The organism is Dietzia sp. UBA5065, from assembly GCA_002415925.1.
Classification (GTDB): Bacteria; Actinomycetota; Actinomycetes; order Mycobacteriales; family Mycobacteriaceae; genus Dietzia.
In genome coordinates this window covers 5,792-9,593 of the sequence record DIAZ01000041.1, presented here as the reverse complement: position 1 = coordinate 9,593, position 3,802 = coordinate 5,792, and the positions used below count along the sequence as shown (strand labels likewise).

The 3,802-nt window shown below is 69.3% G+C and carries 2 protein-coding genes; both read right to left on the bottom strand.

Translation table 11 applies throughout. From position 1 onward, the window contains the following. Positions 1-199: 199 nt before the first annotated feature. A complete protein-coding gene (locus B4M60_RS02970) occupies positions 200-2,599 on the bottom strand; it encodes an FdhF/YdeP family oxidoreductase (RefSeq protein ID WP_291080144.1) in 2,400 nt (799 codons plus the stop codon). A gap of 200 nt (positions 2,600-2,799) precedes the next feature. Beyond that, the gene (fdhD, locus tag B4M60_RS02965; RefSeq protein WP_291080142.1) at positions 2,800-3,633 is read right to left on the bottom strand and encodes a formate dehydrogenase accessory sulfurtransferase FdhD; all 834 of its coding nucleotides are present in this window, start codon (positions 3,631-3,633) and stop codon (positions 2,800-2,802) included. Positions 3,634-3,802: the final 169 nt, after the last annotated feature.

Genomic DNA, 3,802 nt, shown 5'->3' with positions numbered 1-3,802 from the left:
CACCCGACGCCGCACCCGACGCCGTGCCTGACGCCGCACCCGGCGCCGAGAAGAGTGTTTCGCCTCCATCGTCCGAGTGGCTCTGCTCGAAATCCACTTTTCGGCGGGCGGCGGCGAGGAGGGCCCGCGCGCCAGGGCGCTGAGCCTCTCCGCGCACGGTGTCCCCAACCCGTTCCGCCGGACCAGCTGGCGGAGTGACTCAGCGCGACGGCTGGGCGGAGCGATCCGACGCTGCGGTGTCGGCGGGCCGGCGGCGCGCCTCGAACCGGACGGTCACGGCCTTGAAACCGGGCGTATTGGACTCCCGCGCCACGTTCTCGCGGTGCACCAGGTTGTTGGCCTCCGGGAAGTAGGCGGCGCAACAACCCCGCGCAGTGGGATACGAGATCAGCCGGAACTCCTCCGCACGGCGCTCGGTGGTCACGCCGTCAGAGCCGGTGAACACGCTCACCACGTCCACCATCTGGCGGTCTTCGAACCCCAGATCCCGCAGGTCATCCGGGTGAACGAGGATCACGCGCCGGCCCCCGGAGATTCCCCGGTAACGGTCGTCGAGCCCGTAGAACGTGGTGTTGTACTGGTCGTGCGAGCGCATGGTCTGCAGAATCAGATGCCCTTCCGGGGCCTCCAACCACTCCAGCGGCGACACCGTGAAATTGGCCAGGCCCGACTCCGTGGCGAACGACCGGGTGTCTCGCGGCGGGTTGGGCAGCACGAACCCTGACTTCTGCCGAATCCGCCGGTTGTAGTCCTCGAAGCCCGGCACCACGCGGGAGATGTGGTCGCGGATCACGTCGTAGTCCTCGGCCATCGCGCGCCAGTCCACGTCGTGATCGTGCCCCAGGATCCCCTCGGCCATCCCGGCGATGATCTGCGGTTCGCTGAGCAGTTGCTCGGAGACCGGCTCCAGTCGGCCGCGCGATGAACGGATCACCGACATCGAGTCCTCCACCGACACGAACTGCGCGCCGGTCGGGTGCCGGTCATCGCGGTCGGTCCGCCCTAGCGTGGGCAGGATCAGCGAGGTCTGGCCGTGCACCACGTGCGAGCGGTTCGGCTTGGTCGACACATGCACCGTCAGCCCGGTCTGCTGCATGCCCCGCTCCAGCACATCGGTGTCCGAGCAGGCCTTGGCGAAGTTGCCGCCCATGGAGACGAAGACGTCGACGTGGCCGTTCTCGAAAGCGGTGAGGGTGTCCGTGGAGTCATAGCCGAACTCGCGCGGCGAAGAGATGCTGAACTCGGCGTCGAGCCGGTCCAGGAAGCCGGGCGACGGCTTCTCCCAGATCCCCATCGTGCGGTCGCCCTGCACGTTCGAGTGCCCGCGGACGGGGCAGGCGCCCGCGCCGGGCTTGCCGAAGTTGCCCTGCAACAGCAGGATGTTGACGACCTCGCGGAGCGTGTCGACCGAATGCGGCTGCTGGGTGAGGCCGAGCGCCCAACAGATGATCGTCGCCTTGGAATTGATCAGCAGCGTCGCGAGGCGTTCGATCTGGAATCGGCTCAGGCCGGTCGCGCGTTCGGTAACGTCCCAGTCGAGCTCGGCGCGGGCCGCTGCGTACTCGGCGAAACCGGACGTGCTGGACTCGACGAACGCGCGGTCCACCACCGTTCCGGGCGCCGCCTCCTCGGCCTTCAGCAGCAGGTGCCCGAGTGCCTGGAACAGGGCCAGGTCGCCGCCGACCTTGATCTGCAGGAAGTCGTCGGAGATCCGTTCGCCTTCTCCTTCGCCGAGAGTTGCGAGGCTCTTGACGACGTCCGTCGGGGACTGCGGGTCGGAGAACCCGAGCAGGCCGGCCTCGGGCAGCGGGTTGACCGCCACGACATGCGCGCCGCGCGTCCGCGCGTCGGCGAGGGTGGAGAGCATCCGTGGGTGGTTGGTGCCGGGGTTCTGGCCGACGACGAGGATCGCATCCGCGTGCTCGAAGTCCTCAAGGGAGACCGTGCCCTTCCCTATGCCGATGGTCGGGGTCATGGCCGAGCCCGACGACTCGTGACACATGTTGGAGCAGTCCGGCAGGTTGTTGGTGCCGATGCTGCGGGCGAGCAGCTGATACATGAACGCCTGCTCGTTGGCGGTGCGGCCCGAGGTGTAGAACACGCACCGGTCCGGCGTCGTGGCATTGACGTGCTCGCCGAGCAGGGTGAACGCCTCCCGCCAGGAGATCGCCGAGTAATGGTCCTCTCCGGGGCGGATGACTACCGGCTCGGTGATGCGTCCCTGGTTGCCGAGCCAGTACTCGGTCTTGTCGCGCAGCGTGCTGATGGGGTGGCGTGCCCACCACTCGGGCGTGACCGTACGGGTCGTGGACTCCTCCGCCACGGCCTTGGCACCGTTCTCGCAGAACTCCGCGGGCTTGCGGGGGCCGATGATCGACTCGGGCCAGGCGCATCCCGGGCAGTCCACACCGTCGCGGTGATTGAGCCGGGCCAGGGCGCGCGCGGTGCGGACCACGCCGGCCTGAGATATACCGCGCTCGAGCGCCACCGACACGGCCTTGACTCCGGCCGCGCTCGTCTCCGGTGGGCTGACCTTCAGGTCCGCCTCGTCGATGTCGTCCACCGGCGCGGACCTGCGGATGCGAGGAATCAGGGTCATGTGCCCATTGTGCGTGGGAACACACTTCGGTGCAGCCCGGGGGCGCAGGAGCCCGACCCAGGCCTTCGTCGAGTCACTCCGCCCGCGATTCGCTGCATGGCACCCGGGAAGACGCTGCACGGGATGACTCAGCGGTGCGCGGGAAGCCGGATGCGCGGGATGACTCAGCGGTGCGCGGGAAGCCGGATGCGCGGGATGACTCAGCGGTGCGCGGGAAGGCGGATGCGCTCAGGATGCGAGTAGACCGTCGCACGGTCGCCGCGGCTGAACCCGACGAGCGTCACCCCTGAGCTCACGGCGAGGTCCACCGCGAGCGACGAGGGGGCTTTGACCGCGGACAGCGTGGGGATCCCCGCCATCGAGGCTTTCTGAACCAGTTCGAACGATGCCCTGCCGGAGACCTGCAGGATGGTGCCCCCCAGGGGCAGCCGGCCGTCCCGTAGCGCCCACCCGACGACCTTGTCCACGGCGTTGTGGCGGCCGACGTCCTCCCGGAGGCACAGGAGCGCGCCGTCCGCGGAGAACAGGCCCGCCGCGTGGACGCCCCCGGTCTTGTCGAACAGGCGCTGATGCCTGCGGAGCCGCGCGGGCAGCGAGAGCAGCGTCTCCTCGTCGATCAGCGGTTCGGCGGGCGCCAGCGGGAAGTGGGTGCTGCGCCGCACCTCGTCGATCGATTCCACGCCGCACACCCCGCAGGCGCTGCTCATGGTGGCCGTGCGCGTCGATCGGGGTTCCGGAACGTCGGGCGAGAGCGTGAGGCTGAGCGTGTTGTAGTCCTGCTCTGGGCGGCCGCTGACCGCCGTGCAGTAACGCATCTCGGGAAGGTGTTCGGTCCGCCAGATCGAACCCTCGGAGACCAGGTAGCCCGCGGCGAGATCCATGTCGTCGCCGGGGGTGCGCATCGTGACGACGTATGCCTCGCCTCCCACGCGGATCTCGAGCGGCTCCTCGACGGCGAGCGTCGCCACCTCTCGTCTCGCGTCAGCCCCGGCGATGATCCTGCGCGCGGGGTGACGACTCGTCCGTCTGCCCATGAGCGGCAAGCCTAGCCGCGAGTCCGGATCGACGCCGGAGCAGCAGGGCCGAGAGTGCCGCCGTGGCGACCCGGACCAGTGGGCGAGCCTGGTCCGGGGAGCCCTTGACCCGGCTGGCGGGGGCCGCCCACAGCTGCACCGAGAGCGGCCTGAGGAATCAACGCCCGCG

Bases quoted from the DNA above. Each gene is read 5' to 3' on its own strand.
- B4M60_RS02970 (WP_291080144.1), bottom strand. From the start codon at position 2,599: ATGACCCTGATTCCTCGCATCCGCAGGTCCGCGCCGGTGGACGACATC.
- fdhD (WP_291080142.1), bottom strand. From the start codon at position 3,633: ATGGGCAGACGGACGAGTCGTCACCCCGCGCGCAGGATCATCGCCGGG.